1 protein-coding gene is annotated in these 265 nt (G+C 53.6%); it reads left to right on the top strand.

Translation table 11 applies throughout. The annotated features are described in order from the left end of the window. The coding region (locus tag SB753_RS37985) for a tyrosine-type recombinase/integrase (RefSeq protein WP_410805278.1) at positions 1–241 on the top strand (241 nt) is incomplete at its 5' end. Positions 242–265: the final 24 nt, after the last annotated feature.

Below are 265 nucleotides of genomic sequence, written 5' to 3'. Positions count from 1 at the left end.
GTGCCGAATATCTCCGCACGTGGTGAGGCACTCGGTAGCAACGCATATGCTGCAATCTGGTGTCGATATTACCGTCATCGCGCTATGGCTTGGTCACGAAAGTCCGGTGACAACACATCGTTATGTCGAGGCTGACCTGCAAATGAAGGATCGTGCGTTACAGGCTCTCCAGGCACCTTCGCGAAAGCCGACGCGATATCGTCCGAAGGACGACGTTCTTCGCTTCCTGGAAACCCTGTAGTTATGGAAGCTTCACCTCTGAAAC

The sequence above is a fragment of the Paraburkholderia sp. SIMBA_053 genome (assembly GCF_046534895.1).
In the GTDB taxonomy this organism is placed as follows: Bacteria; Pseudomonadota; Gammaproteobacteria; order Burkholderiales; family Burkholderiaceae; genus Paraburkholderia; species Paraburkholderia caledonica.
This window is presented reverse-complemented; position numbering and strand designations above follow the sequence as displayed.